This window comes from Streptomyces lacrimifluminis, assembly GCF_014646095.1.
GTDB lineage: Bacteria > Actinomycetota > Actinomycetes > Streptomycetales > Streptomycetaceae > Streptomyces > Streptomyces lacrimifluminis.
Genome location: NZ_BMMU01000003.1, coordinates 427,919 through 452,732 on the forward strand (window position 1 = coordinate 427,919; position 24,814 = coordinate 452,732).

Below are 24,814 nucleotides of genomic sequence, written 5' to 3' on the forward strand. Positions count from 1 at the left end.
TGGGACAGCACACCGAGGATCTGCAGGGTGTTCTGCAGTGCCACCTGGTACTTCACGGGATCCGACCACTGCTTCGGCCTGGGCAGGGCCAGGGCCGCGTCGAGCACCTGGTCCGGCTTCCGCTGCAGCAGGTCGTTGAAGCGGGCGCGCCAGCCCTTCGGCAGGTTCGGGGGCAGCAGTTGGTCGAGCGGCACGACCAGGTCCCGGCGCCGCTGGGCGATGGACCTCACCAATCGGTCGGCGAAGTGGTCGAGCAGCGTGCGGCCCACGCCGTCCGCCGCGTCCGGTACGACCTGCGTGCGCAGGCCGTCGTCGAAGGTGAACTCCTTCACCCGGTGCATGCCCAGGGTCCGCGGCTCGTTCTCGGTCAGATAGGGCGGGACGCGCGGCGGGGTGCCCTTGCGCAGGATGAGCGAGGTCCCGTCGTCCCAGCCGGCCAGCCGCCGCGCCTCGGAGCTGGTCATCCGGTCCAGGCTCCAGGTGAGGAACGGCCTCGGCGGCCCGGTGTCGCCTGCCCGCCGTACCCGCACCGACTTCACGACCAGGTAGAGGGCGGTCCTGGGACCCTTCACCTGCCCTGCCGACTTGAGGGTGCCCGCGCCGCCCAGGCCCACCGCGTACGTCCGCCCGAACGCGTACTGGGCGCTCGGGCCGAACTGGAGTCGCAGGTCGAACGGCGCCACCCCGGGTTCGAAGAAGTTGAACGCGGGTCCGGCGACGGCCTGCAGCAACAGGTTTCGGCCCGTGGCGCGGCTCCGCTCGTTACGGACCGTCGAGGTGTTGATGTCCCGCATCTCGGCCTTGTCGGTCTCACCGACGAGCACCGCGGCGAGGGGGATCAGTTCCTCCACCACGAAGACGCCCAGCGGTGACTTCTTCTTGTCGTCGGCGAACAGGGGCGGGGTGGTGATCCGGCCGCGCGCCATCGTGCCGCCGTGCCGCTGGAAGCTGTCGCCCGAGAAGAACGTGTCCAGTTCGTCGTAGGCGGTGCTGCCCGGCAGCGCTCCGACGGTGGTGGCCGCCCAGTCGCGGATCGCGGCGACGGGGCCGAACCCCTCGACACGGGCGAAGGGGTACCGGGCGTTCCGGCCGAGCTCGATCGACCTGGGGATCCGGCCCGGCTTCGGCATCCTCGTCACGCTGTCGGGCAGCCGCACCAGCAGACCGTCGTGGACGCCGAAGCCGAATCGCGCCGGCGCGGCGTCGTCGGTGTCGGTTCCCGTGACGACCCGGTCGGCGGTGTCGGTGACGCGCATCTCGTAGTGGACGTCGTCCAGGTACGCCCGGGAGTCGTCGAGCGTACGGGTCTCCGTCTGGTTCATCCGCTGGTCGGTCAGCGTGTAGTTGACCTTGTTGATGAACCCGAGCCGGAAGGTGAGGCGGCCGAAGCCGCCGAACACCGCGGTGCCCGCCGGGCCGATCGGGGCTGCCAGCCCGAACACGGAGTTGGCCTGCATGTTCTTGATCCGGCCGAAGGTCGCGGCGCCCCGGTGCATGCTGTCGATCTTCGAGGCGTGGCCCAGGCCGTCGTCGAACGGCGTCCAGTGGGCGTGGTGGCGCGTGTTGACGTACAGGACCCGGACTTTGCCGTCCTTGTTGACGTACGGGAAGGGGCGCCCGCCGTCCGACATCGTCTTCGGCTTGTCCCGGAGTGCCTGCCGGATGTCTCTCAGCAGCTGGGTGTCGTCGGAGAGCCGGGCTTCCGGCCGGCTCCGCAGCTCGTCCCGGATCTCGTCCACCACCGCGTCGATGCCCCGCAGGACGACCTGGCTCTGGCCGAAGGTACTGGGGTTGGCGAGGAGCTGTTCGAGCTCGGCGGGGGTGAGGCCGGGGGGCAGCAGGGCCTGCAGGTCGTCGATGTAGGCCGGCATGCGACGGCCGTCCGCGAACCGGGTGGCCTCCCGGCGCGCCCGCGACGGCGGAGCGAGGGCACGGTCGAGACGGGGCGGGCGGGTGGGGTCGGGGGGAGGCGGGTCGGTCGTCTCCTTGGGCGCGGGGAGTTCCTCCGTTACGGCGGAGCTTCCCACCACGGTGGGCGCCTCCCGCTCGGTGGATCCCTCCGGCGCGGTGGACTCCTCCGTATCCGGGGAGGGGTCGAGCGTGTCCCCCACTGTGATGAGGGACGCGGCGGGGCGTCCGGTCACCAGCGGCGGAGGGCTGGTGCGTGCCCAGTCCTCGTCCTTGCCCGACTGCGCCGGATCGGCCGTATCCGCCTTCAGGACGAGCTCGCTGCGGCCCGCCGCACTGTCGTGCACCCACTGCGCGGGGCGCCGGGGTGTCAGCACGGTCCTGGCCGTCCCCTCCCGCGCGGCCAACGCATCCACCAGGCCGGAACTCGCCGTATCCGCGGCCGTCCCGGTCACGAGCAGCGGCTGGGCCAGGGCCCGACCGCTCAGGAACGGGTCGTGCGCGAGAAGCGCGGCGATCTCCTCGTGCGGCACCGGAAGCGTGGAACCACTGGGCATGACGACCTGGACATGACTTTGGCCGCCGTCGGCCGCCAGCAGATAGACGTCCGTTTCCGGGCGGGCCCCGTCTTTCCTCAAAGGAAGCGGGCGGACCTCGCCCTTCCCGGTCGTACCGTCGGGCGAGACCCGGTAGATGTCGCTCGCCACCGCACCCGGAAACGGCCTGCCGGTCAGGTTGCGGCCCGTCACCGCTCCCGTGGGCGAGGTGATCGCGGTGGCCGGGGAGAGCAGGCCCCTGCGCTGGAGGTCGTACGCGGCCAGGTCGACCTCGTCGTGCACGTCACGGCCTGCCATCGCGGCAGCAGTCATCATCCACAGGGCCCGGACCCGGGCGGCGCCAGGCGGCTGCGTGGCATCGCCCAGGTGCAGGATCCTGGCCGCGAGGGCTTCAGGATCGGGATGGATTTTCAGTGCCTGCTGGGCCTTCGCCATCGCCCAGAACGTCCGCGTCCGCAGCGGGTCCCCCGGGGGCGGCGGAGCCGCCAGCCCCAGGAAGCGCGCGGTCTGCGGGGTGAGGCTCGCGAGCATGGTCGAGGCCGCGTCCAGGAAGGGGAGCGGTACGAAGTCGTGGAGGTTCACCAGGTCGGTCGCCGTGGCCAGCTTGTCCGCTGCCTCGCGCAGTACCCGCTGTACGGTCTCCTGGAGTTCGGCGGCGTCCGTGAACGGGGCCGGACGCGGCTTCGGGGTCCCCTCCCTCTCCAGGTGGGCACGCACCACCATGTCCAGCAGGTCCAGCGTGAACCCGCCCCCGTCGAGGGCCGTCGGGTCCACGCGCCGCATCGAGTCCAGCGCCCCGATACCGCTCAGCAGGGTCTGGTACTTCCCCGCGGGATCGTCCCGGTCCTTCTCGATCTCGTGGCCGAAGACCTCGCGCAGCGCCCGCACCAGCACCAGCGTGTCCTCACGGGCCTCCTCAACCGTCTCCCGCGACACCTCACCCGACTCCGGCCCGGCGGACAGCCCCACTGTCCGCGCCAGCCGGTCGAGTACCTCCGGCCCGGGCTCGGGCCGGAGCTCCGCCCACGAACCCAATTCACCCCTGGCAGTGGCGAGAATGCCCTGCAGCAGTACGCCGTCCACCTCGCCCGCACCCAACGGCCTGTCGACGACGATCAGAGGCTGCCCGGCCTTGTTGCACGCCTTCTGGGCCTGGGAGATGTTCCGCAGCCGGTCGACCACGACAGGCGCCGCACTGCCCTCGTTCACGGCGACGCGGCTGTCGGCGGCCGAGCGGCCCCAGCACCCCTCGATCACGATCGGGTCGTCCGGGGCGAGCTTCTGCACGCTCGGACGCCGCTTCAGGAAACCCCCGATCTGGTCACCGTCGGCGAGGCCTCCCCCGCCGTTCCGTTGGGACTCCTCCTCCAGAACGAATGCGCCCGGCAGACCGTGCAGCATCAAGTGGTAGGCGTTCCGCCCTTCCGAGAGCCCCGGCTGCGGAAGCCCGAGCTGTTGCGCGGTGACCGGGTCGAAGTGCACGTTCTGCAGGTTCACCAGATTCTTGAGCCACTCCTCCCGCGCGATCAGATCGGCGTCGCTGAAGACAGCGCGGCCGACCGGCCGCATGGTCCTCGGGTCGGTCACGGTGACGCTCTTGACGTCCCGGTCCGCGAGCGTCCTGCCGTCGGTCAGGACCACGAACCCGTCACCGCCGCGCGCACCGCCGCTACCCAGGTCCTCCGGACGGCTGGCGATCCACTTGCCCAGCGGCTCTCCCTGCGCCCGCCGGTCGACGGCCCCGATCCGGTACCCGCGCGGAAGGGACGTGTCCCAGACGAACTCCGGTGCACCGCTGTGCGCGATGACCGGGCGCCCGATACGGGCGGAGGCCTCGCGCGGCATCTCCAGCAGACCGTCGCCCGCGTGCGGCACCACCCACATCACCGCGGCCTGGGCGCCACGCCTGCCCAGTTCCTCGTCCATCGCCAGCAGCTCTGCGAACTCCTCGCGCGGCACCCGGCGGGACGTACCGTCCGGCCACGCCACCTCGATGTGATCAGGCCCGCCCTCGGCCTCGACCACATAGGCACGAGGACTGCCGGACAGATCCACAGTGCTGGTGTTCGCCGTGGTCAACCTGCGCGACAGGCTCCGGCCCACCACCGTGCCGTCGGCAGCGACCATCAACGTCGCGTCGGACAGCACCCCACCCCGCTGGACCAGGTGGAAGGCCGCGAGTGCGGCGAGACTGGTGTCCCGGCCCGCCGCCATCGCCTCGTCAACCAGCGCGTACAACTCGGCGCGCACCGCGGCGTCCACCGGATCCGACGGGCCCAGGTGCAGAATCCGACGGGCGAGCGCGGCCGGATCGAACGGCCCCTCGCTCAGCCGCGGATCCGCCTGGCGCAGCGCGTCCAGCCGCGCGACCGCCACCGTACCGGACGGCACCTCGATCCCGACCGTCACCTGCCGCGCGACGCCGTCACCCGTCCGTGCCCCACCCGACGTGGTGAGCGTGAACGTGTCCGCCGCGCCGGGTTGTTGGAGCCCGGTACGGAACACCTGCGCGACCACGGCCGCGCGCCGACCCGCGGGACCCGTGTCCGACGCCCGGCCGTCGTCGTCGTAACCGGTCACGACAACCCGTGGCCCCACAAGCCCCGCCAGGGCGTTCCGCGCGCCCACCTCCACCACGCTGCTCACCAGCGCCCGGATCCGCTTGCGCTGCCCCGCGCTGACCGTCTCGGAGCCGTCCGTGAAGTCCCTGCGCGTCAGCGACGGCAGGAGCGGATCGGCCGGACCCCACTGTGAGACGGAGCCCGGCGCGGGTACCACCGGCCCGGCGGAACCCGACGCGGCAGGAGCGAACACGGGCACAACCGGCCCGGCGGGACCCGGCTCCCCGGAAGAAGGAGCGGTACCGCTGTTGGTCACGAAGCGCACATGGCCCGGGATCGGCCCCGCCCCGCCGGTGGCCGGATCCGGCGCACCCGGCGCCGGTGCCTCCTCCCGCGGACCGTCCTCGTGCGTCTCGAAGCCGTGGTCCGGAACGGAGGAACCATCGTCGGGATCGCTGACGTCGCTGGTGTCGCCGGCGTCATCGGCGTCACTGAAAACCGACGGGGTGTCACCGGTATCGCCGGCGGACCGCCCGGAAGTTTCGGTGTAGGTGCGGGCCTGAATGGAGTTGGTGGACGGCAGCTGACTCACGACGAGCTCCGCGGCATGGGACACCGCCCTGACCGCGTTCAGTGCCACCTGCGGTTCGGCCGTCGGCGCCTCGATCGCCCGCAGCCCGACGTACGGGTTGCCGTCGCGGTCGGTCTGCTCCCCCTGTGCCGTGACGAGCAGATCCGTCGCCACGGCGTACCGGATCTGGCTGCGGCTCGGGTCGGCCGCGAGCGCGGTGACGTCGCGGGCCGAGGACTTCTCCACTCTCACCACGACCCGGCGAGCACCCTCCGGGACCGGCCCGAGGGCGGCCAGTGCCGTCTCCGGATCCGGCGCGACCCGCTGGAGCTGGAGCACGTTCAACGCCGTCAGGCCCGCCGCGTCCGCCTCGGCCGGAGCCACGAACGCCAGGAACACCGGACGGTTCACCGGCGGGAGTTCCGCCAGCCCCTCCACCGCCAGGCCAAGGGACGCGGGGATCATTGACGCCAGCCGCTGAGCCCACGCGGACACCTGCCCGTGGAGCTGCTCGCGGATCTCACCGAACCGGGCGCTGTCCCGCTCCGTGCCGGCCGCCTCGACTGCCAGCTTGCGCAACGGCGACTGCGACAGCAGCTGCGGAACGTGCGACGCGCCTCCGGTCAGCGCGGTGTCGATCGTCTGCCGCACCAACGGTTCCAGCGCCTTCACGCGCTCGGCGCCGGGCAGCTCGTCGACCCCCGACTCCAGAAGCGAACGGTTCGACTCGTGACTGAGCACGTACAGCGCGCTCAGCTGGACCGGATCCAGTCGGTCCAGCGGTGAGTCCACGCCGCCCCAGCCACGCGCTGCGGCATGCCTCGCCGCCCAGCTGTCCGCGCCGAGCCGGGACTCGCCACCGTTCGGCATCGCCGGAAGGTCCTCGGCCGCGGACAGCGACCGGACGGCTTCCGACAGCGCTTCGGGCACCTGGATACCGCCGGTGGCCTCCGGGGACCACGACATGAGCTTCGCGTACAACTGCCGGTGCGGCGGACGCAGACGGTTCGCGAGATCGCCGGGAGGCAGTCCCTCGCGGGGCGCGAACATGGTGTCGGCCAGGCCGTGCAGATGCACCTGGCCACCGGCCAGCGCCGCGGTGAGCGCGCCCTGGTTCGCGCTCCTCCCGGACGTCTCCAGATCGCTGAGCAGCACGGCGAGCGTGTAGCCCCGCGACAGCCCCCAGCCGAACACGGCCTTCACGAACGACGGGAAGCGGTCGCTGGGCAGCCCGAGATCCGCGTACATCCAGTACATCGTCCGCGTGCTCGGCGCCGACCCCTTGTTCACCCCGATCCCGCGCCAGGCCAGGAGCAGTCGCACGGAGACGTCGTCGGCGGCCAGCATGACCCTGGCCCCGGGGTATCTGGCGAACGCCGCGTCGGCGACAGCGGTCATCAGCTCGGCGGGGCTCATCGAGCCGACCGCCGGCGCCGGCCGGCCGGCGCCGGCCGGCAGCGCCCGCACGACCTCCCGCAGGATGTCCTGCGCCGCCGGATCGTCCGACAGACGCTCGCCCAACGCCTTCTCGTAGTCCCCCGCGATCGGACCCCACGGCGCGAAGTTGGTGCCATAGCGCGCCGCCTGGCCGGCGAAGTACGGATCGGTCGGGCGCGCCGGCGCGCCCGAACCGTTCCCACCTCGCGCCCGGAACTGCACGATCCGGGGTTCGGCGGCCCCCCAGCCCGGGAACAGGGCGGGATCCCAGACGTCGAACCCCCCGTGCCGCAAGGTGCCGATGGTCGTGTTGCCCGCGTGGGTGACGCGCTGCGCGAGTTGCTGATCCGCCGACAGCTGCGCGACCGTGACGCCGGCCGGAGAGCCGACACCCGCCGAGCAGATCTGCAGCAGCAGCGGAATGTCGGCGGGCAGCTTCGTCTCCGCCAGCCACCGGGCGGAAAGGCTGCCGTCCTGCGAACCGCTCACGAACTTCGGGCCGAAACGACCCACCACCTGGACGGAGTGCGCGTTGCCGTGCGAGGACCTGACGACGAACGCGGGCGGCCACTCGCCCACCGTCTGTGCCATCGGCAGCTGCCATGCCTGCCGCGGGCTGATCGCCTGCGTCCGGGGGTCCCTGACCACGTAACCGCGGTAGTCCGGGAATCTGGCCGCCGACGCCCTCTTGCCGGCGACGTCCCGGGAGTTGTAGCTGCTGATGCCGATCAGCACGCCGTGTTCCGAGCGGATGTCCTTCACCAGGATCTCGTTGTCCCACGAGGTCTCGGACGACTCCCGGGTCACCTCGGTGGTGATCACATGCGCGTACCACAGGCCCGTCTTCGCGTCCTTCGCCCGACCCGCCCGCACATTCCGCGTCCGGACCGGAGAGGGCGACTGCACCCCGTACGTGCCGGGGGTCCGTGAGAAGACCGGTGTCTTGCGCAGCGACACCGGGTTCCTGACCTCCACCAGCACCGGGTGCCCGGATCCCGGCGGCGCCTGCGCCACCAGTTCGCGCAGCTTCGCGACAGCGGCGTCGCGGTCCGACATCCCCATGTCGAACGCCGGGAACTCCGACTCCAGGCCCTCGGCCGCATAGGGTTTCGCCCCTGCGGACAGGGGGCCCTGCATCCACCTCGGGAACCACATGGAGCCGCCGTCCGCCGGCTCCGCCTGCAGCAGGTCCAGCGCCTCCTCGGCCATCGCCGCGTGCCCACGCACCTCGGCGAGCAGCCGCTCGTCGACACCGGCGGCGAAGGCCTCGACCGCCGCCCGCACCTCCGCCGCGGATCCGGGTCCGTCCACCGCGGCGCGGACACGGGGATCACGCAGCATCAGCAGCGGCCACGACGACCGGTCCCCCGGCTTCGCCTGCCCCCCTGCGGCGAGGGCCAATGCCCGCAGTCGGTCCCGCGTCAGCCCCGGTTCGAAGAACCGCGCGTCCGGCCCCGTGGCCAGTGTCAGCGCCATCGCATGCCCACGCTTCACAAACCGCAGTGCCTCCGAGGCACCCGGACTGCGCAGCAGATCACGCCATGCCTCCCTGCGCGCCCGCCACAGGTCCACCCCCGAAGCGGGGTCGGCATGGTGACTCAGCCCCCTGCCCAACACGTCGAGCGGGTTCACCCAGTCGCCCTGTCCGGTGACCTCCCCGGCGAGCAGCGCCTCCGTCACGCGCGCGTACATCTCCACATGCGGCGGCTGCTCCAGCGCGGCCCGGGCCGCGGAATCGCCGGCCAGGGATCCGTGAGCCAGTCGGCCCGGCGGTTCGAGCACGCCGTGGATCCACCCGTGCACCCGGGACAGGTCGGTCAGCCACGGATCGGGCTCCATCTGCTGGTCCCACGCCCCGGCCTGATGCGAGACGTCCAGGAACCACTCCCACGGCAGCGCGTCCTGACGCGACAGATACCAGCCCGCCAACGCCTCCCGGAACTCCACCACCTCACCGTTCGGAACGTTCAGGCGCTGGTAGAGACGGAGCGTCGACTCGATCTGCCGGGCCTGCCCAAGCTGCCCGGCCGTCAGCCGGTGGACATTCTGGTAGCCGCGCCGCTCCATCGCCGCGTCCCAGTCGGTCCCCCGCGACCGTGCGCCGGTGGGCGCCGCCAGCCCCAGCTCCCGCGCGTACAGCCCGGCGACCCGCTCGAACGCCCCCATCACCTCGTCGAACGGCGCCGGACTGTCCTTGCTGAGCAGGGACCGCATCGCGGCACCGACGTCGAACCCCTGGAGCGTCTGCCGGTCGAACAACGCCAGCAGGAAAGGTTCCGCACGGTTCTGGTCCTGGCCCAAGCGGTTCTGGGCGTCGCCCACCAGGTGCTCGAGCGCCGTCCGCGCGAACTCACGTACCCGCGGATCGGCCGCCAGCGTGCGGGCAGCCGCCCGTCCGTACTCCGCCGACCTCGCCACGTACGCGTCCCGCACCGGAGACTGCCCGGCGAAGAACGCCGGGAACCTCGGCTCGTGGACGGCCGGGAGCGCCTGCGCGTCGGACGGTTGCCCCTGTTGGTTCCCACCCGGAGGCGCCGCCAGCGCGGTGCTGCCCGTCCCCGTGTCCGAGGCGTCGGCTGTGGCCGCCGGTACGGGTGCCGGGTCGTGCGGCTTCGCCCGGTAGGTCTCCTCCACCGGGTCCCACAACGCGCGGAATCCCTCGTAGCGTCTGTTCTCGGCCCGGGTCTGCTCGACCGGGTTCGCGGTGGCGGCCTGCGGGTCGGCGCCGTACAGCCGTTCCAGCAGCGGCAGCAGCGTCTTCTCCTGCTTCCGCGCCCAGCGAACCCCGTTCTTCCTCCTGCGGCCGGTGTACGGGTCCCGCCCCTTGTTCGTACCGAGGTAGGCGTTGGTGGCCTGGGCGAAGTACTCGTACTCGTTGCGGGACGAGTAGTTGCGGCTGTCCGCGTCCTGGCGGTCCGGGCCGTACAGCGCGCCGTCCGGCCACTGCACCCTGGTACCCCGGGCCACCTTCTCGTCGTACGCACGCTTGATCAGCTGCCGGTCGGCGTCGCTCAGTCCCTGCGTGTGGATCATGTGCGCGAACTCGTGAACCGTGGAGGAATACCCCTGCGCGAACCTGTCCGCCTTCGGCACGCTCGTGGTCTCACCGAGGAGGTTCTCCTCCGTGACCGCCACCACGTTGCCCTTGCCGGTCAGCGTGCCGCCCCGGACACTGTCCCACTTCCGGCCGTTCGACCCGGTGACCTGTCGCCCCTCCAGGTGCCGGAACGGCGACAGGGAGGTCATCGCCTCGCTCCTGGGCACCACGACCGCCCGCGAGCCCGCCTTGAGCAGCCGCGCCGCCACGGCCGGATCACCCAGCATCCGTTCGATCCTCGACCGGGCCTCGTGCCGCGCCGACACCGGCTGGTCCACCCCGCTCGGCACCAGCACCAGCAACTCCGCAGCCACCGAGGCGAACTCCGAAGCCGGCAGGCTGGTGCGCAACGCGTCCATCAGCGCCTCGTCCGACGACAGACGATCACGGTCTTCGTTGTTCAGGAACTCCGCGCCCGCCGACCGCCAGATCCGCCGCGCCGCGTCGGCCGCGACGGTGTCGAGGGCGGCGGGCCAGGACTCGGTCCGCATCATCAGCAGCCGCACCCGGTCGAGCGGTCCGAGCCCCGCCGCGCTCGCCGTGGCGGACGGCGTGATACCCGCGGCCTCCAGTTCGGCCGCACCGGCGGTGTCGGTGTCGAGGGCGGGCAGGTCGGCGGGCAGGTCCTCCTCGGTGATGTGCTCTGCGATCCACCGGCGTACGGCGTCGTCGCGGCCGGCGACAGGCGCCCGCTCGGCACGCGTCGGCGGGACGGCGGTGGAGTGAGCGACGGCGACCCGTGGCCGGTCCACGGACGCGGGATCGCCCGGGCCGACGGCCGGTACGCCCGGCTGGGCGGCGGACTCGGTCCGGACGCGCCGGCGAGGTGGCAGGACGTCGGAAGCGGTTCCGGACGCGAAGGTGACCTTGTCGATCCGGGTGCCGCCGTCCGAGGTCCCGCCGCGACCCGGTGGGAGCACGTCCTCGGGCGAGGCGGACCGCCAGGCGGGCTCCACCTGCTGACCAGCGCTGACGACGGGCCGCACCAACAGCAGGGACGTCCTTCCGACCTCGGCCGACTCCACACTGGAGCCCTGGATGATCCAGTTGGTCCGGCCGGTCGCTTCGGCGACGAGATCCTCCAGACAGGGCCCGCTGTCGGCCTCCGTCTTCGGCGGCGTCGGGACGGCCAGCGCGACGCCGACACCCAGGTCCTGGGTGCGGACGAGCACCGGGGCGTGCGAGAGCAGTTCCGCGATCTCCTCGTACGGCGCCCGGACGGTGATCTCCTCGCCGCCCACGGTGTGGAAGGTGAGGGCGGCATGGCCCCGGTGGCCCTCCGCCTCGTCCATCCGCACGACATACGGCGCGGGGTGGCCGGCCCGTTCCCACGGCGCGTTTTCCGTGAGCGTGAGTTCGTGGCCGTCGCCCTCGTCGTCAGTGTCACTGTCGGAGCCGGAGCCGGAGCCGGGCAGGGGGACGCGAATCTTGTAGCGCTTCCTGTCCAGGGGCTGGGTCGCCGGGTGACTGCTCCAGTCAAGGCCCCCTTCCCGGTTGCCGTCGGCATCGGTGATGGCGTTCTCCGGCTCGAAGACTCCCAGCAGTTCCAGATGGAAGGCACCGAGCTGGGTCTCGCCCAGGTCACGTCCGGCCGCCACCGCCTGGATCGCCGTCTCGAGCAGTTCCTCCCTCTGGTCCGGGTCCGGCCCGTCCAGATGCAGGACCCGCTCCGCCACGCCGTCGGGATCCGGAAGCCCCTCGTACCACTCAGTGGCCCGAACCGCCGCCCACAGCGCGCGGGACCGCTCGGCGTCGTTCAGTCGCTGCGAGTCGTCCCGGCCCAGGATTTCCTGGACTCTGGCGCTGCGCTCCGACGCCCGCATGGAGGCCAGGTCGCCTACCACCCCGTCGGCTTGCGGGCCGAGCGGGAACACGTCGGTCAGCCCGGCGCCGGGCGCGATCCCGGCCGCCTTGTCCAGCAGGCCTTGGTAAGCGGCCTTCAGCTCGTCGGGATCATGGGGCAACTGCCCGGTGTGCGCACGGGCGGCCCGCTCCAGGAGATCCATGGTGAACGCCGGTGCGACGAACGCGAGAGCGGGGTCGTCCCGCCGCATCCGCTCCAACGCGCCCATGCCCGCCAGCCGCTTCCGGTACCCCGGAGACGACAGGTCCCGGTCGACGTTCTGGCCGAACACCAGCCGCAGCGCCCGCACCAGCCGCAGCGTCCGTTCCAGGTCCCGCTCCGACACCTGCCCGTCGTCGGCCAGCCCTGCCGCGACAGCCAGCCCCGCCAGTTCCTCGGCGGTCGGCTCCGGCCGGTGGATCGTCCATTCGCCGAGGACCAGACCCCGGACGTCGGTGGAGTGGAAGTACCGCACCGGCCTGCCACCCCTCGGGCGGTCGACTCCCATGACCCGGTTGCTGACGCGGACGTTCACCCGTGTCTCGTTGGCCACGTGCTGGCCGAACGACACGAAGGACAACAGATCCACGGGCGCAACCCGCACGCCCGGATTGCGGCGAACGGCGCTACCGCCAGGCCCGGCCGTACCGACCCAGCAGGCAGCCAGGTTGACCCAGACCTCGTCGGCACGCCCGGCATCGGCGGCCATGGCCTTGAGATCCTCGAAGCTCGGTCGTTTGTTGAGTACGCCTCCGAACTCCTGACCGTCCGCCAGGTGTTCCTCGCCGTCCTGCAACGGCACCGCGAAGTAGCTGACGAAGCCGTGCCCGACGGCGTCGTACACGAGGTCGTCCGCCCCGCCGGCCGGCATCGGCTGCGCGCTGCGGACGATCCGGTTCGTGGCGGGGTTCACCTGCCAGAACTCCGTGATCTCCCGCAGCCGGGAGAAGGATTCTCCCGTCTCGGCCCACTCGCCGTCGCTGAAGAAGGCCCGGCCCGGGCCGTCGGCAAGAGCGTGGCTGACGATCCTGCCCTCCCACTCCGGAGCGTCGACACCGGGCGGGGCGGGCAGCGCCATCGGAGCGTCGGCCAGGTCCGGGGCGAGGGTACGAGCGAACGCGGGGCCGGTGACGGCCGGCGCGTTCTCGGGCTCGGGAGTCCGTGCGTCGCCGGTCCGGGCAGCCGACGGCACCTCGGACCCGGTCGCGACGGTCGGCGCGGCTTCGGACTCGGTCGACACGGGCCGGTACGGCGGCGGAGCCTCCGCCGGGGACAACGGCGGGACGTCGGACACGGCACGCGGTCCTGTCGCGGGCGGTCCGGGTGTGGTGGCGTCGCGGGACGGCACTCCGGAGTCGGCGGGGCCGCCGACCGCGCCGACGTTGACCGGCGGCCGTTGCTGCGACGCGCCGGCCTGCGGATCACCGGGGCGGGGAGCGGCGGCGGACGTACCGGCGGGGTTGCCGACGGCGGACGTACCGGCTGGGTTGCCGACGGCGGCCGGGAGCGGGGTCGGCAAGGCCGACCGGTCCGACTGGTCGGTGGCGTACGGGCTCCCCTCCAGGGCCGCCGTATCGCCCTCGGGCGTGGTGGCCGCGGCGGCGCGGGGAGAGGTGGAGCCGGGCGGGAGGTCCGCCGCCACGGGGTCCGGCGGGGTCGCGGCGCTGTCGGCCTCTTCCGGTGACTGGTGGGCCGCCGGGGCCTGGACGGCGTTTCCGGAACCGGCGAGGCGCGCGGGAAGGCCGTCCGGCTCCACCGTCGTCCGCAGACCGGAGTCCACGTCCGCGTCCACGCTCTCGCCCGTGTCTCCGCCGAGCTGAGCGGAGGCGTCGAAGTCGGGCGTTCGTTCCCGTACGGACTCGCCCGCGCCGGAGCCGGTGCCTGTGCTGCCCGCACCCGGTCGGCCCACGGGCGCCTCTGCGGCGTCCACCCGCGGGTCCGGCAGTTCCTCCTCCGGAAGGACGAGGTCCTCGTCACCGGTGGGGAGGCTGTCGGGTTCCTGGTAGCCGGAGCCGGCCGCCGGGGTGTACGCAGGCAGGGGGGCGTTGGAGCCCGCGGTGGCGGGCAGGTGCGGCAGCGACCCGGCCGTCGGGTCGTACCCGGGGAGCGTGGTCCGCGACGGGTTGAGCGTGGAGAAGACGGCCTCGCCGCTCGGCGTCTCCGCCACGGGCAGAGTGCTCTCGTCGACGGTGGGCAGCGGGGCGGTGTTCTCCCCCTCGGCATGCGAGGAGCCGTAGGAGTACGCCGGCTTGCCCCCGGCGCTCACCCCCGGTCCGGTCGCCCCGCCGGGGTACACGCCGGTGCCCCCGTTGGCCAACGCGCCCTGCGGACCGTACTCGTCGATGTCGTAGTCCGAGACGGACGAGACATCGCTGACGTCGCTGAAGTCACGGGTGTCTCTGAATTCGCTGATGACCGACGCCGTGTCCGGGGTGTCGGCCGCGCCGTCGAAGTCCGTCTGGTCCGGCCGGTGCGGCGGGTCATACGGGGTGGGGACATACGTGCTTGCCCCGTTTCCGCTCGCCGTACCGATGACGGGAACGGTCGGACCGGGGTCGTTCCAGGCCTTGAAGCTGGAGACCGTGTCGGGGCGGGGCGAAGAGCTCCCGCTGCCACTGCCACCGCCGACATCACTACTGCCGCTGCCCGTGACATTGAGGTGGCTCTTGAAGAAGTCGAGGTCCGCGAGGAACTTGTCGTGGAACCACTTCCCGCTCCCCCCGGCGACGTCGGAGGCGGCCTCGAACAGAACCCCGCTGACTCCCGCACTCACGAACGTGCCGGGGTTGATGGAGAACGAGCCCGTGAAGAAGAGCTTCGTGAACGCTTCCGCGAACATCTCGGCCTGGCCCTCGTTGACGAAGGCGTGGGGAAGTTCGAAGATCTCCTTCCACACCGGGCTGTCCTTGAAGAAGTCCTTCATCAACGGCCGGGTCACATGGGAGAAGACCTCGCTGAAGGCCCCCGCCAGCGCACCCGCGACCGCCGACTGCCCGATCTCGTTCCAGTCGAAGCTGGTACGCCGCCGGTCCTCGTCCGGCAGGGTCATCGAGATGACCTGCGCGGAGAACGTGATGAACGCCTCCTGGACCGCTTCGAGCAGCGCCGAGAGCGGAGTGGGTACGGCGTGTCCCATCCTCTGCACGATCAGCAGCATGGACAGCGCGGTTCGCGACCGCACCAGGGCTATCTCGGCCAGCGACGTACCGCCGGTGAACACCGCCAACGCGGCGATCAGAGCCAGTTCGAGGTTCATGAAGATGAACTCGAGGAGGATCTGGTACTTGCCCTCCGCGAGCTGGATCGAGCGGTCCACCTGCCGGCGGCCGATGTCCCGCAGCTCCCTGGAGAAATTGGCAAGGTGGTTCTGACCGCCGTCGTCGACGAAGGTCTTCAACGCGGCGACGAATTCCCTGGCGATCGCCGGTGGAAGGGAGTTCCCGGCTGTGGAGATCGCAGCCGTCATCGCGTCGGAGAAGGCGTCGATGTCGTCCGCCAGCCGGGTATAAGGATTGCGGCTGTCATAGCCCCTGTCCTCATTGCCGGTGGCGACGTTGGCGCCCACCCAGACCTCGATGAACTCCCGCAGAGCGGGAGAGAACATGATCGCCATCTAGCGACGTTCTTCGCTCTCCGCGCTCTGCGCCTCGATGTCGTCCAGCGCGAGAGTCTGCGGCCGCTGCACGTGCTCGGCCTCCTGGCTGACCGCGTAGCCCAGGGCCATGACGAAGCCGTAGATGGAGTTCCCCGTCTCGATCACCTGCGCCTGTTCCCGCTGGCACTGGTCGCTGACCTGGTCGGCGAAGAGGTCGCCGCTGCCTACCTCTCCCCACCAGCCGTTGGTGAGGGCGATCCCGGTCTCGAAGTCGGACACCATGCTCTGGCCGCTCCCGACCAAGCCTTCGATACCTCCAGAACTGGAACGGATCACCGGAATGTCGGCCGAGTACTCACCATCCATGGCTACACGCTCCCCTGTCGCTTGTCCGCAGCGCCGCGACCACCGGGCGGGGCCGCGGGTTCCTCTTCGTCCTCGTGGATCTCGTCACGGAGCCGGCTCATCGCCGTCGGCCCCTGCGCCACGGAGGTCTCACTGAGCAACGATCCGAAGATCGAGCCCCAGTCGACCCCCATCCGCTCCGGGACGGTCCCCCGGGCGGACATCCTGGTGAGCGGGTCGAGGGTGTCGATGACCCGGCGCGCCATCTCGGCACGAGCCGCGTTCGCGGCTTCCAGCACCGACGCGGAGAGCTGTGAGGCGGCCATGTTCCGGTACTTGCCGTCAAGGAACTCCAGGCCCGTCAGTTCGCCCTTGGCCCCGACCATCACCCGGACGGACCTGTCGCCGGAACGCGCCGTCACCGACGCGGTGTTCAGCTCGCCCTGCACCTTGGCCACGGCTTCTTCCGTCGCCTTGAGGTGGGCCATCGCCTTGGCCACACGGTCTTCGATCGGCTGACTCAACTCGGTCTCCTCACTGGTTCGATGGGGCTGTCGGGCGGTGCCGGGCTGTCGGGCAGAAGGACGGCAGGACAACCGGTCAGCGCCCCAGGGCCTGGGGCGCGCCGCCCTCGTCGGTGCCCCACACGTCCTCGTCCTCCGGCAGCCACGTGGTGCGCTCCCGGTCACTGCTCTCCGTCTGCTGTCCGCCGCCTCCCGCACCGGGCATGCCACCCATCGGCGGCATGAAGGGCGTGTTGCTGGAGGTCTGCTGCGTGGCCCTCGGGACCACGCTGTGTTCCTCTCCCTCGATGGTCGGCGTGGGCGCTCTGCCGGAGCGGGCGACAGCGGGCTCGATGACGTTCCGGACCCGCTCACCGGTTCCCCCGCCCTCGCCTCCCCCGCCCCGCATCATCGGCGGCATCATCGGCGACCCCGAGCCCCCGGTCGAACCGTTGGACGCGGAGGCGAGGCTCCCGTCGCTCTGCGGGCGCCCCAGCGCGGACGTCAGATCGTCCCCGTTGTAGAGGTTGTCGTTGAACACGGAGGAATAGGCCGAGCCGGCACCCGACGTGTCGTAGCCCGAGAGGTCGGGGGGCTGTGGGAGGTCCGCGATGCGCTGGCGGATCAGCTCGTCGATGTCCTTGTCGGCGGAGCCGGCCGTCCGGTCGTACTCGGCCTGGATGTCACCCATGCGCTGGTCGTACTCGGCTCGGGCGTCCCGCCGTGCCTGCTCCGCGTCCGTACGGGCCTGCTGCCGGTCCTCCTCTGCCGCCGCCTTCTCGTCCTCGTACCTGTCCTTGGCGTCGGCCTCGGCGTCGTCGGCCTGCTGGACGGCGTCCTGCTCGGTCGCGTCGATCTCCGCGATCCGGCGGTCGTACTCGTCGCGGGCCGTCTGCTCGTCGGCGCCGGCGGCTATCTCACGGTCGTATTCCTGCCGTGCTTCCGTCCGGTCTGCCTCGGCCTCCTGCTTTGCCTGCTCCCGCTGCTCCTGGGCCTGGGCCTTCTCCCGCTCGTACTCCTGCTTCGCCTCCGCCTGCTGCCTGTCGGCTTCCTTCTCGGCAGCCGCGCGCTCCGCGCGGGCCTCGGCCTTCTCCTGCTCGTAGTTCGCCTGCGCGTCGGCCTTGGCCTGGTCGGCGTCCTCCCTGGCCTGCAACTGCTCCTGTACGGACTCGCGCCGGGCCTGTTCCCTCTCCGCGTCCGCGTCGGCCTTGGCCTCTTCCTGAGCCTGCTTGGCCTCGGCCCGGTCCTGCTCGTTCTGGGCGAGTGCCTGCTCCCGCTCCTTCTCGGCCTCCGCCTTCGCCGCCTCCTGCTCCGCCTTGGCAGCGGCCTTCTCCGCGGTCGCCTCTGCCTTGGCCTCCTCCTGGGCCTTCTTCGCCTCGGCCTTCTCGGCGGCCTGCTCGGCCTTGGCCTCTTCCTTCTCCTTCTCCGCTTCCGCCTTCGCTTCGGCCTGCTCCGCCTTGGCAGCGGCCTTCTCCGCCGTCTGCTCCGCCTTCGCCTCTTCCTTCTCCTTCTCCGCCTCCGCCTTCGCTTCGGCCTGCTCCGCCTTGGCCTCCGCCTTCTCCTTCTCCTGCTCCTCCCGCTGCTTCTTCGCCTGCGCGAGAGCGATTGCCTGCTGCGCGGCAGCGTCGGCCCTGGCATCTGCCTGAGCCTGCTTGGCCTCGGCGCGGTCCTGGTCGTTCTGCGCCTTGGTCTCGGCCTTCTCCTTCTCCGCCTCCGCCTTCGCTTCGGCCTGCTCCGCCTTGGCAGCGGCCTTCTCCGCCGTCTGCTCCGCCTTCGCCTCTTCCTTCTCCTTCTCCGCCTCCGCCTTCGCTTCGGCCTGCTCGGCCTTCGCCTCCGCCTTCTCCGCCTCCGCCTCCCTCTTGGCCTCTTCCTTGTCCTTCGCGGCCTCCGCCTTGGCCTCTTCCTTCTCCTTCCTCGCTTCCTCCCTGTCCTTGTCCGCCTGGGCCTTGGCCTCCTCCTTGTCCTTCCTGGCTTCCTCCCTGTCCTTCGCGGCCTCCGCCTTGGCCTCTTCCCTGTCCTTCCTCGCTTCCTCCCTGTCCTTGTCCGCCTCCCTCTTCGCCTCTTCCCTGTCCTTCCTGGCTTCCTCCCTGTCCTTGTCCGCCTCCGCCTTGGTCTCGTCCCTTTCCTTCTTCGCGTCGATTTTCTCCTTGTCCGCCTCCGTCTTCGTCGAGATTTCCGAAAGCGAGCGACTGTCCTTGTCGGTCAATTTGGTGTCGAAGGCGTCCTGAGCCACGTCCAGGGCCTTTTTGATGGCGGCGATGGCATCGGATCCGGCCGCGGCGAGCCAGTCCTTCACGGACTGATCCCACCGGCGAACGGCCTCTGCACCTATTTTCTTCCACGTCTCCATATCGCTGGGCGGGCCATAGGACACACCATCGATCGAAATCGTGTTCGCGAAACCCTCCAGCGCGACCACTACGTTTCGATAGGTGCGGCCCGAGGATATGGTCTGGATATCAGTTTTAGCGTACTGGGTATCAAGAAGAGTGAACCTGGCATCCTGCAACATGTCGTACAGCCAGCGCTGCGGATTACTGGTGGCCTTCCACACCTGCCACTTGGACTCAAGGATCTGCGCCTGGTTGTAGAGCTCCCACTGGGCGGCGGCGAGAGCCTGGCCGGGGCCGGACCTCACTATCTGGCCGTCGATGGTCTCGGAGGCGCTGTCGGCGTCACCCTCGTTGATCTGGTCGGCGTATCCCTCGTAGTTCCTTGCCAGCTTGTGGATGAGCTCCTTGAAAACGGCCGCCGAGGTGCCGTCCCAGGACTGACTGCCCTCACCGATTTCCCCGTTGTCCCATTTCTCGATGGTGACGGAGCTCTCCTGGAAGAACTTGACGGCCCGGTCGAACGACTTGGCCGTTTCGGTGAAGGACACCAGGTCGACGTAGGCGTCGTCGGGCACGGGAGTGCCGGAGTGGCTGAAGCCGTGGGTGTTGTAGAACGTGGTCAACTGCCGGAGGGCGGCCACAGAGCCGTGGACATACCGGCTCAGGAGGGCGTTGTCCCACTTGACGGCCTCCCCGTCCTTGTTCCAGCCGCCCTTGTCCTTCAGGACTTTGCTCGTGTGCTCGCCGCCCCCGATCACGTCGTCCCCGCTCGGCGGAGCCTTCCCTACCGTGCCCAGGAGGGTGATGTGCGCCCGGTAGCTGGAAAGCTGCGTCCCCGCGTCCGAGTCATCCGCATTGTGATAGGAGCGGTAGAACGGAATGATGAAGTCGGTGTTGAGCTGTTGCCAACCGCCCGAGGACACGAAACCGGGGACAGGGGCCGGACCGCCCACCCGATCCAGCCGGACATGCATCAGCGGGATCCCGTCGTTCCCCTTCAGAGTGTCGAACACCTTGGCCCGGTCGCCCAGGTCATAGCCGGTGAGCATGCCGACCGCTATTTTCCAGTTGTCGTCATTATTGTTTCCGACGTCTTTCGGTTCGGCCATCACCGTGCTCCACAGGCTCGTACAAGGGAAATGAAACGCTGGTCCTGCTCCGGGCCACCCCAGGACACGGCCTAGTCCTTCGAGTCACCACCGGATCCTCCGGAATCACCGTCGACGTCCTCGAAGATGTCCATGAAATCGTCCAGGGATATCTTTTCCAGATTCATCCCCTGCACTTTGTTCAGCTCGGTGATGGTTTCCCGCAACGCTTCCTGGAGATCCTCGAAAAGAGCCGTCTGCTCTTGCAGAATGCGGAAGACCTCGCCCGCAGACTTCTGGATCACCTCGTTCAGCTTGGCCGCTTTGCCCTCGCCGATGGCCATGGTGCCGAGGATGAGGGGCTTCGCGGCCACGAGCTCGGTGTTCTCGTCAGTTCCCTTGGAGATGACCGAGATCGCATCACCCTCGTTCACGTCATCCACGAGCATGGCTGCCAGCGCCGCCGCGAATTCCAGGACGTGGTTCTCCCTGAACTTCTTGAGAAATGCGCTGTCAAGGACCGTGACATCGGCCACGTCGTTCCCCTTCCGTGCGGCATCGGGACCGGAGCGGTCCCGCCCACCGGGCTTCCGAGAGATCTGAGGTCATACGCAGGGCGCCGTCGGCCTCAACTTCTCCGGGCGTTGGCGGCGGCGCCCGGAACAGCTGAGGCCGACGGCGCCCGGTGGCTCTCCGCCCGTCCCCGCCCGGTGTCCTCCCGTGCCGTCGTGCACGGGGAAGGCGTGAGACAGCCGTTTCGCACAGGTCAGCGGCTGCCGATCCGGATCTCACCCCACCGCTGCGTGCGGCTCCGCTCCGAGTGCCGGTAGCCGGCGGAGATCTCGTTCAGCAGTCCGGAGTGGTTGTGGAGCAGGGTCCTGATGTTGGCGACGGCGCCGTCCCATTTCGTCTGCACGTCGGTGTAGACGTCCCGGTCGTCACCGATCCAGCTCTCCTTGAGCTCGGCCAGATCCATGTTCATCTGGTCGATGATGGCGGCAATGGCCTGCGACTGCTCCTGCATGTCGTCCACCGAGGCCTCGGCGGAGTTGTAGTCGACATAGATATAGCCTTCGCTGAAGTCCATCAGAATCCTCGATTTCGCCGCAGGTGCGATGGGTGTGAAGCCGGTCAGGCGTTGGGGTTGGTGCCGCCCTGGACGCCGTCCGTGTTGTATCCGTTGAGCTCGTCGAAAACCCGCGTGGACCTCGAGTACTCCTGGTCGATCGCCTCCGCCGAGGAACCCTGCACCAGACCTTGCTCCGAGAGCGTGTTGTTGAGCTCGTCGACCATCCGGTCCAGATTGATCAGGATGGTGTCGACGTGCCCGTCCCACTGCTCCAGCAACGACTTGAACTTCCCGCCGTCCTGGCCCTGGTACTTGGTCGAGAGATCCGCGGCGGTGTTCTGGACGCCCTGCTGACGTTGCTGGATGGCGGAGAACGCCTGCTCCAGCACCCTGATTCCGTCGCGGGTCGCCCGTTCTTCGGACTGCTGCATGGCCATGGGGGAATTTCCTTTCGGCGACAACCACCGAGCTGTGGACCTCATTACCACTTGCGGGCAGACAAGTTGGCCCCCGCGGTCACTCACCGACTCACCGGGACATGAGATGCCGAGATGCTAAGCAGGCGGCAACTTGTTTGGCAATCTTCCGCCGAGCCATCACGCCACCCCGAACCACGATCCCCAAATGCTCGATTGAGCAGGAATCCGAATTCGCGCCGCTCAGCTGAGCAGCGGCATATTTCCATCCGGACAGACCGGGCATTACTCCGCGCCCCGCGGTACGACCGTTCACCTGGACTCAACCCGAAGTGACGGTGGAGAAGCGCAGAGTTTTTCCGCGCGGGGATTCACCGCCGGGCGACTTGTCCCCTATGCCCCGCTGTTCTCCGGACACCTCAGTGTCACCCGTGCCTCCCCGGAGGAGGCCGCCTCGGGCGTGAGGTCCGGGCCGCTCGGCAGCATGTTCAGCATCGGCGAAGGCATGGTCCGCGCCTCGACACCTTCGTAGCCCAGTGCCTTCACGCCCTCCTGGGACAGCAGCCGGTACTTCACACCCTCGTCCGTCACCAGGTACGTCGTGTCGCCCAGTGCGCTGCCGCCCGCGCCCAACGCCCTGACCAGCGCGCCCTTTCCGGCTTCTACGGCGATGGCGTCGACCTTCAGACACCCCGGGACGACCTCGGGGGCCGGTGGCAGCACGGCCCGGGGCAGAGCACTCTCGGGCAGGAGGGACGTGCCCACCCGCACGCCGCTCTTCGTCGAGTCGACTGCCGCGCACGCGACGGAGCCCGCGGCGACGGCGACCGCCCCCGGCGGCTCCTGCGGCAGCCTCGCCGAGCTCGCCGCCAAGTCCTCGGCCCCCGGGGCGAGATGCTCGGTCAGCGCGTCGGCCCCGAGTGTCGCCACGGTCGCGGCGGCTCCCCCGTACGCCTCCGCACGGGTCCGGGGGTCACCGAGCAGAAGGGCCGCGCCGGTCGCCGTCAACGGGACCAGACCCTCCCGTTGGAGCACGTGGTAGCGGGGCTCCGAACCCGGCACGTCGACCCGGAAGACCTGACCGGTTCTCGTGCTCCGGCCCGCCAGCGCAGGTCCGTTCGCGCCTCGGCCCGGCACCTTCACCGGCGCCAGATCCGGTCCCTGGGGGAAGGCGTCGAGGAACGCGACCGCCACGGGGCGGGGGGTGACGTCCCCGTAGCCCAGGGCCTCGGCAGCGTTCGCCGCCTTGTCCAGGCGCAGCCGGCTGCCCTGCCACAACAGATACGTGGTGCCGTCGGGTCCGACGACCAACAGACCGTCCGTTGTGCCCAGTTGCCGTCCGCCCGGTACGTTCTGGGGCGCGTCGGAGCCGAGGACGAGCGCCGTGGTCGCGGTGACGACACCCGTGGTCCTCGGGACGAGGCCGGAACACACCAGCCACGGCTCGCTGCCCAGGTCACCGGCGGCCGGCAGTGCCTCGGGGCCGTCCGGGATGCCGATGGGCGTCCCGTGCGGTGTGCCGGCGAGCGAGGAGGTCCCCACCGTGGTGACGCCGAGGTCACCGCCGGCTATCAACTGGGCCGACGCGTAGTTGCGTACGGGGTGCAGCCGTCCGTCCAGGTACAGGTAGCGCGCCCCTGTCTGTTTGTCGACGATGAGGTCCTGGGACGTACGCCAGGAGTCGTTCCCGCCCGGTTTGATGAGCCCGAAGACGAAGGCCCCGGCGCACACCAGCACGGCGATGACCACGCCTATCGCGGCGCCGCGGTTGGTCCTGCCCAACGGGCTCTCCGGGTCGTCGGGCTCGGACCTCAGCATGGCCGAGGCGAGTCTCCCCATGATGAAGAGATGCGCCTGTACCTGGTCTCGCTTGCTGTGCATGGTCGCGTTCTCCCGGTCAGCCGTTGATGCCGCGGAGCATGCCGTAGACGCCCATCGACCAGAGCGTCAGCGGCAGCAAGCTGATGGCGGCGAGCGAGTGCAGCAGTTCGGCCGCGCGTCCCCAGTACGGCAGCAACCGCCGCCCCGGCACGGTCCATGAGGCGATCGTGATCGTGGCCGTCAGCGCCAGCAGACCCGCCGTCAGGGTCAGCCGGTCCTGCGGACCGCCGGCGCGGGCCGCCACGAGCAGCAGCAGGGCCGTGCCCCAGACGCCCGCCGTGGTCAGCGCGAGCCGCTGCCAGACGTTGCCCAACCCCCTGCTGTGCAGCAGCAGAAGAAGCGACAGGGCCACGACGGTGAGGACTCCGGACAGGCCAGGCTCGGTCACGAGCGCCGCGAGGCACGGCAGACAGATCAGGCCGATGGCCGTGTAGAAGCCGGTCATCCAGCCGTCCGCCAGCGTCGCGCGCACCTCGACTTCGGAGGCGGGATACGGGTCGATGCCCTGCTGCAACTGCTGGACGTTGGTGGGCAGCGGCGGCATCCGCATACCGGAGAGGCGGAAGGACAGCGAGGGGACGAAGCCGCCGAACAGCACCACCACGACGGCGACGACGCCGGCCGCCTGCTCGGGCGCCAGGTCCAGGATGACCAGGACGGCGCCGAGCGCCCCCGCCACGGCGACGGAGGCCGTGCCGAGGAACAGCGCCGGGTAGGTGCCGACCGCGGCCAGCGCCAGCACCGCCGCGCCGCCGCCGGAGGCGGCAGCCGCCAGCAGTCGTGCGCCCAGCACGGCGTCACCGTCCGCACCGCCCAACTCACCGCCGGGCAGCAACCAGCCCGCCAGCGCGAAGTAGGGAACCGCCATGAGGCCGAGCACCGAGCCGGCCCCGGAGTCGCCGACGGCCCGGGCCGCGGAACCCGCTCCGGCGAGCAGCAGCAGTCCGGCGGCCGAGGCCACGAGCGCCCGCAGCCAGCCGTCCGATCCCGGCAGGGCCAGGAACACGATGCCGAGGGTGAGTGCGGCGACGGCCATGCCGTGCAGCAGACGCCGGCTGGCCTCCGCGCTCCAACTGTGCGGCCGCTGCTGCATGGTGGTGGAGATGCCGTCGACCAGGTCGTCGAGGTGGACCTCCGGGAGCGCCTCGGTGCGCGGGCGCAGACAAAGGGCCTCACCGTCACGCAGGCCGAGGGAGTCCAAGGTACTCTCGGGGTCGAGCGGTGGGCCGCCGAGGCGTTGCAGTACCCAACCGCCATGCTCCAGGCCGGATTCCTCCAGGTCGTCGCCGCCGTAACCGATCACTGTGGGCAGCAGATCGGCAACGGAGACATCGGAGGGTACGGCCAGGTCGACGGTCCTGGCCGGGGCACGTACGGTGACGCGGCACAGGCTTGCCGCCTGAATATCAGTCATGGGCTTCGTGTTCACGCTTTCTGGCGGACCGCGAGACACGCGGTGGCTGGAATCCCGCTGAAGATACAACGTCCCGTACAGCGTTCCACAGAGTCCATTCGGAAAATCTGCGGCATGGCGCGGGACTCTACTTCATCCAATTGACTTCATCCACATTGACTTCATGCGCAATGCGAGGCGTCCCGCTTTCACTTCG

Annotated in this window: 9 protein-coding genes (1 of these 9 only partly in view); all 9 read right to left on the minus strand. The window is 70.3% G+C overall.

The genetic code is table 11. From position 1 onward, the window contains the following. Positions 1–15,587: the start of a lonely Cys domain-containing protein gene (locus IEY89_RS07280; RefSeq protein WP_189146430.1), read on the minus strand. 16,264 nt of this gene lie to the left of the window's left edge; the window shows 15,587 of its 31,851 coding nt (coding positions 1–15,587); the start codon lies at positions 15,585–15,587; its stop codon lies off the left edge, out of view. Further along, the gene (locus IEY89_RS07285) at positions 15,588–15,851 is read right to left on the minus strand and encodes a hypothetical protein (RefSeq protein ID WP_189146431.1); all 264 of its coding nucleotides are present in this window, start codon (positions 15,849–15,851) and stop codon (positions 15,588–15,590) included. It abuts the gene before it with no gap. 86 nt (positions 15,852–15,937) lie between these two features. Next, the gene (locus tag IEY89_RS07290) at positions 15,938–16,438 is read right to left on the minus strand and encodes a YbaB/EbfC family nucleoid-associated protein (RefSeq protein WP_189146432.1); all 501 of its coding nucleotides are present in this window, start codon (positions 16,436–16,438) and stop codon (positions 15,938–15,940) included. A 76-nt stretch (positions 16,439–16,514) separates the two neighbouring features. Continuing rightward, positions 16,515–19,859 carry an AAWKG family protein gene (locus tag IEY89_RS41480; protein ID WP_189146433.1) on the minus strand — a complete coding sequence of 1,115 codons (3,345 nt, stop codon included), beginning with the start codon at positions 19,857–19,859 and terminating at the stop codon, positions 16,515–16,517. A 71-nt stretch (positions 19,860–19,930) separates the two neighbouring features. Next, positions 19,931–20,374 carry a type VII secretion system-associated protein gene (locus tag IEY89_RS07300; protein WP_189146434.1) on the minus strand — a complete coding sequence of 148 codons (444 nt, stop codon included), beginning with the start codon at positions 20,372–20,374 and terminating at the stop codon, positions 19,931–19,933. Positions 20,375–20,604: 230 nt separating this feature from the next. Then, a complete protein-coding gene (locus IEY89_RS07305) occupies positions 20,605–20,925 on the minus strand; it encodes a WXG100 family type VII secretion target (RefSeq protein WP_189146435.1) in 321 nt (106 codons plus the stop codon). 44 nt (positions 20,926–20,969) lie between these two features. After that, positions 20,970–21,344: a WXG100 family type VII secretion target gene (locus IEY89_RS07310; RefSeq protein ID WP_308437420.1), complete on the minus strand. Its 375-nt coding sequence runs from the start codon at positions 21,342–21,344 to the stop codon at positions 20,970–20,972. 372 nt (positions 21,345–21,716) lie between these two features. Further along, the gene (eccB, locus tag IEY89_RS07315) at positions 21,717–23,204 is read right to left on the minus strand and encodes a type VII secretion protein EccB (protein WP_189146436.1); all 1,488 of its coding nucleotides are present in this window, start codon (positions 23,202–23,204) and stop codon (positions 21,717–21,719) included. Positions 23,205–23,220: 16 nt separating this feature from the next. Then, positions 23,221–24,618 carry a type VII secretion integral membrane protein EccD gene (gene eccD, locus IEY89_RS07320; protein WP_189146437.1) on the minus strand — a complete coding sequence of 466 codons (1,398 nt, stop codon included), beginning with the start codon at positions 24,616–24,618 and terminating at the stop codon, positions 23,221–23,223. Between the last annotated feature and the right edge of the window lie 196 nt (positions 24,619–24,814).

Bases quoted from the DNA above. Each gene is read 5' to 3' on its own strand.
- IEY89_RS07285 (WP_189146431.1), bottom strand. From the start codon at position 15,851: ATGGTGTCCGACTTCGAGACCGGGATCGCCCTCACCAACGGCTGGTGG.
- IEY89_RS41480 (WP_189146433.1), bottom strand. From the start codon at position 19,859: ATGGCCGAACCGAAAGACGTCGGAAACAATAATGACGACAACTGGAAA.
- IEY89_RS07305 (WP_189146435.1), bottom strand. From the start codon at position 20,925: ATGGACTTCAGCGAAGGCTATATCTATGTCGACTACAACTCCGCCGAG.
- IEY89_RS07310 (WP_308437420.1), bottom strand. From the start codon at position 21,344: ATGGCCATGCAGCAGTCCGAAGAACGGGCGACCCGCGACGGAATCAGG.
- eccB (WP_189146436.1), bottom strand. From the start codon at position 23,204: ATGCACAGCAAGCGAGACCAGGTACAGGCGCATCTCTTCATCATGGGG.
- eccD (WP_189146437.1), bottom strand. From the start codon at position 24,618: ATGACTGATATTCAGGCGGCAAGCCTGTGCCGCGTCACCGTACGTGCC.